Consider the following 4605-nt stretch of genomic DNA (forward strand, 5'->3'; position numbering starts at 1 on the left):
ATCGAAATATGGTGCTGGTTTATTAGCACTGGGTTTGTGGGGATCCCTCAGCCCTGCGGGGCGAGGCACACGCCAGTGTGCCGAGTATCGCAGCCAACGCGCATACAACTTGAAGTATGACGGTTATACACGATAGAGACAGAGGGAATCATAATGAGTAACACCAAACTTTGGGCTGCCGCCCTGACTACCGCACTGTTGAGTACGCAGGTTTACGCCGCTGACACGGCACAACCGGGCAAAGGTATTTCCGTTATCCCAGTGCAAAGCACCATCTCCGAAGAAACATTCCAGACGCTGCTGGTCAGCCGCGCATTGGAAAAGCTGGGCTATGACGTGCAGCCGCCTCGTGAAGTAGACTACAATGTGGCTTACACCTCTATCGCTTCCGGCGATGCAACATTTATTGCCGTAAACTGGGATCCGCTACATGCCGACCAATATAAAGCCGCAGGCGGGGACGCGAAGTTCTACCGCCAGGGTGAATATGTCTCCGGTGCCGCACAGGGTTATCTGATCGATAAGAAGACGGCTGAAAAGTACAAGATCACCAATATTGCGCAGTTGAAAGATCCGAAAATCGCCAAGCTGTTTGATACCAACGGTGACGGCAAAGCCGATCTGACCGGCTGTACGCCGGGCTGGGGATGTGAAGCGGTCATCAATAACCACCTTCCTGCCTATGGCTTAACCAACACGGTCGAGCATAATCAGGGGAACTATGCGGCGATGATCGCCGACACCATCACTCGTTATAAAGAAGGCAAGCCGATTCTGTACTATACTTGGACGCCATACTGGGTGAGTGACGTGCTGGTACCGGGACGTGACGTGGTTTGGTTGCAGGTACCTTTCTCTTCTCAGCCGGGCGAAATGAAAGGCGTCAGCACCAAGCTGCCTAACGGCGCCGACTACGGCTTCCCGGTTAACAACATGAGAATTGCGGCAAATAAAGAATGGGCAGAGAAAAACCCGGCAGCCGCGAAGCTGTTCGCCATCATGAAACTGCCGATTACCGATGTGAATGCGCAGAACCTGCGTATGCATGAAGGTCAGGGCTCACAGCAAGATATCGAACGTCATGTTGATGGCTGGATCAAAGCCCACCAGCAGCTGTTTGACGGCTGGGTGAAAACCGCCGCTGACGCCGCGAAATAATCATGAATTAACGGCTTTCTTACAGAAAGCCGTTGTTAATATTCCCTAAAACCTCGAACTGCATTTATCTTAGCCGTCACAGGTATCACTTATCAGAGTGAACACATTAGAATATTATTTTTTCCATTTCTCATAATAAAAAACAAACCTCTTATACATCACTAATATTAAAAATACTTAAAATCATTTAGCACAAATTATTTCACGAAAATCATATTTCCAGTTAACATATTGAAACTCAGAATATATAAAATAATAAATAATTATATTAGGATTAAGCTCTTCTATCGCCGCTCTATATGCTAAATTCAATGACCGCATGATATTTAAATTCTCATAGAAAATCTCTCCCATCATATACCTTATATTAAAAGACGTTCTCTTTGTAATAGATAATGCAAGAATTCTCATTGCTTTTTGATAAGCTTGATTAATATTAATAATGAAACTATCACTTTCATTCTCATTACAAAGATCCATTAATGTTTGTAATAAAGAAAACTTCTCTCTGTTAATTTCACGATCAAGGAGTGGATCTTTATCGTCGCTATAAAAAGATTTCATCACGTTTTCAACTCGATGATTTCCTTTATTTAAAACAACCGTTTTATTCTTGAACTCATTGAAAATGATATTCTTTATATTTTTAGAAACTCGACATTCAAGATAAGAAACAGTTATTGAATTAATTTCAAAAAAAACACCCTTCAATATAAAAAAATCACGATAGAAAAATATCTCCTCAGAGTCATTAATAATAAAAACATCTACATCTGAAAAAAATCCAGAATTCCCTTTTGAATAAGAGCCACAGAAAAATATATAATCATGATTTTCCCCAACGGCGGATAATATACGATTTTTAATTTCGTCCTTATCCAGAGAACCGTTTATTGCATCATTATTTAACTTGGTTCTATTTTCTCTCTCAATTTTTTCCGTTAACAAATGAATTACATTGCCTTCTATTGGTTTCATAAGATAAATATTAAGTCCCCCAAGATCACCTTGGGGGAACAGTTAGAATACAAAAAAAGAAACGACAATGGCTACAACTATCATTATCGCAGATGAGATGCTCTGGCTTATATCAAAGTGCTGCATTGTTACACTAAGTGATATTATCGCCAATATAAATAGAAATACTTTTATCGTTTGATTCATATTTTGGTAGCCTTTTAGATTCAGCTTAACCAACTCCATTCATCTAGACCAGGCTCCATATTTTCCTCGTCACCAACCCAGTCCCATAAGGCACCAACACCTGTTCCGACAGTCACTCCAATGATTGCGCCACCAACAGGACCAGCCAGACCAGTACCAAATGCGGCCCCCGCAACAGTCGCGCCGCCTACAGCAAAATCACGACCAACTTGATTCCAGTCAACCTCACCAGCACCAGAGACCATCGATAATTCATCTAATGTTAATTCTTTCATAAAAAAATATCCGTTTCAGAATGAAAAAAAATCGCCATGCTATTAATGAACCAAGGTTTAATTATTAATGATAGTTCATTAACAAATAATGATTAGCAAAAACAGCACATGCGATTTTTTATTCTCCTCCTGAAAAATTTAAGTTACTTTGCAAAAAAATTAAACTTTTGTTAAACAGTAAAATCTTTACAATTAAAATATAAGCTGATTGGATAAATAAAACCAAATAGAAAAGGAAACTATTCATGCTCGTAGGGAAGCCAGAACCTTCACATATATATCAATTAATAAAAGAAAAATATCCATCGGTATCATTAATTTTCATCTATGGTTCTTATGCCACAGGAAGAATGCATCATGATTCAGATATAGATGTTATTGCTGTTTTTAATGACAATATATCTCCATTTAGAAAACATGTTAAGTCACCGCCAAACGATTTTATTATTGATCTATTTTGTTATGATATACAAACAGTATATTTTGAAATCACTAGCAGTCAAAAAAAACACGATTGGTCATTGGCTAAAATTATATCCAAATCAATTAGTTACCCAGAAATCGATGAAACAGCAAAAAAAATGAAAGAAACAGCAGATGACATCATTAAAAAACCGACACTAGTAAATAAAAATACGATAAAAAGACATTATTTGTCGATAAGCAATGCGATAAAAGATTTAGAACTATCACAATTTAGAAATGAAAAAATAATAATATCAACATCACTTATACAACATATAATAAACTTAAATTTATCTTTTCATAAAGAAAATAATCAAAAAGGAAAACACATTGTAACTGCGTTAATAAAAACATCGCCTGAGCTTTACGCTGAGATATGCAATGCGTACATAGAATTAATAAATAATGATTCGGTGGACTCATTAATAAAAACATCTAGAGAATTTATCAATGGATTGCCAATAGAAAACCCATTCTACGAAAAAATATATCTACCATTGAAAGGAAGGTTATCTATAAATTAAAAAAGAAGCAGCTTTATAAATCCATTATTCAATGTCAGAAATGATTAAATATCTAATAAAAAGGTAACACTCATTGTTTCGTCAAAAAGCGATAGAAAACAGAAAAATGAAATGGCGAGGTCGAGCAATTTTACTCCCAAGCTTACCAACATGGGGAGTTTCGGCATTATGTCTTTTCTTCATACTTATTTTCATCATATTCATAATTGAGAGCACATATACTCGGAGAATTAATGTTAGCGGAGAGATAACAACATCACCTCGCTCCGTAAATATATATTCAAGCGTACAAGGAATTGTTATCGATAGATTTGTTAGTGAAGGACAAGTGATAAAAAAAGGTGATCCTATTTATCTTATTGATGTTAGTAAAAGCACCCGCAGTGGTGTTGTTAGTGACAATCACAGACAAAAAATAGAAAATCAGTCTGCACAGATTGAAAATATAATTGAAAGGTTGAATGAAAGTAAAAAAAACACATTGGACATGCTAAAAAAACAAAAAGAACAGTATAGCAATGCATTTATTAAATCATCGGAAATAGTTAGCCGAGCAGAAGTTGGAATACAGGCCATGAAAGAAAACATGGTAAATTACCAACAATATCAATCAAAAGGATTAATAAATAAAGATCAATTAACAAACCAGATTGCATTACATTATCAGCAGCAAAATAGCTTATTAAGCTTAAGAGGACAAAATGAACAAAATGCATTGCAGATCACAAGCCTTGAAAGCCAAGTTCATATTCAATCTGCAGAGTTTGATAATCGAATCTACCAGATGGAGCTTCAATACTATGAGTTACAAAAAGAGTTAGTTAATACAGATATAGGAAGTGAAGTGCTTATTCGCGCGCTATCAGATGGAAAAGTAGACTCACTGAGTGTAACCTTTGGCCAAATGGTTAATGTTGGCGATAGCCTCTTACAAATACTCCCCCAAAATATAGCAGAATATTATGACCCTGTAAATAATTCTGTGTAATTGCCATCCGATTAAAGGTGGTCGCTCAGGC

4 protein-coding genes and 1 pseudogene are annotated in these 4605 nt (G+C 36.9%); 3 read left to right on the forward strand and 2 right to left on the reverse strand.

The features are described from left to right. Window positions 1–153: 153 nt before the first annotated feature. Window positions 154–1158: a glycine betaine/L-proline ABC transporter substrate-binding protein ProX gene (gene proX / locus ACKQAD_RS20120; RefSeq protein WP_409161736.1), complete on the forward strand. Its 1005-nt coding sequence runs from the start codon at window positions 154–156 to the stop codon at window positions 1156–1158. A 183-nt stretch (window positions 1159–1341) separates the two neighbouring features. Here the strand turns inward: proX and ACKQAD_RS20125 are convergent, their stop codons facing one another. Together ACKQAD_RS20125 and ACKQAD_RS20130 are read right to left on the reverse strand one after the other, a co-directional pair. Continuing rightward, window positions 1342–2136, reverse strand: a complete 795-nt coding sequence (locus tag ACKQAD_RS20125) for a hypothetical protein (RefSeq protein ID WP_409161737.1) — start codon at window positions 2134–2136, stop codon at window positions 1342–1344. Window positions 2137–2342: 206 nt separating this feature from the next. Beyond that, window positions 2343–2597, reverse strand: coding sequence for a colicin V family bacteriocin (locus ACKQAD_RS20130; protein ID WP_409161738.1), 255 nt, complete (start codon window positions 2595–2597; stop codon window positions 2343–2345). A 245-nt stretch (window positions 2598–2842) separates the two neighbouring features. Here ACKQAD_RS20130 and ACKQAD_RS20135 point away from each other — a divergent pair, with 245 nt between their 5' ends. Beyond that, window positions 2843–3586: a nucleotidyltransferase domain-containing protein gene (locus tag ACKQAD_RS20135; RefSeq protein ID WP_409161739.1), complete on the forward strand. Its 744-nt coding sequence runs from the start codon at window positions 2843–2845 to the stop codon at window positions 3584–3586. Window positions 3587–3659: 73 nt separating this feature from the next. Beyond that, window positions 3660–4550, forward strand: a pseudogene (locus ACKQAD_RS20140) (HlyD family secretion protein); the annotation flags it as partial. Window positions 4551–4605: the final 55 nt, after the last annotated feature.

It is taken from the genome of Pectobacterium artocarpous, from assembly GCF_046159765.1.
Taxonomy (GTDB): Bacteria; Pseudomonadota; Gammaproteobacteria; order Enterobacterales; family Enterobacteriaceae; genus Pectobacterium.

Coding starts and splice junctions, on each gene's coding strand:
- proX (WP_409161736.1), top strand. CDS start 154: ATGAGTAACACCAAACTTTGGGCTGCCGCCCTGACTACCGCACTGTTG.
- ACKQAD_RS20125 (WP_409161737.1), bottom strand. CDS start 2,136: ATGAAACCAATAGAAGGCAATGTAATTCATTTGTTAACGGAAAAAATT.
- ACKQAD_RS20130 (WP_409161738.1), bottom strand. CDS start 2,597: ATGAAAGAATTAACATTAGATGAATTATCGATGGTCTCTGGTGCTGGT.
- ACKQAD_RS20135 (WP_409161739.1), top strand. CDS start 2,843: ATGCTCGTAGGGAAGCCAGAACCTTCACATATATATCAATTAATAAAA.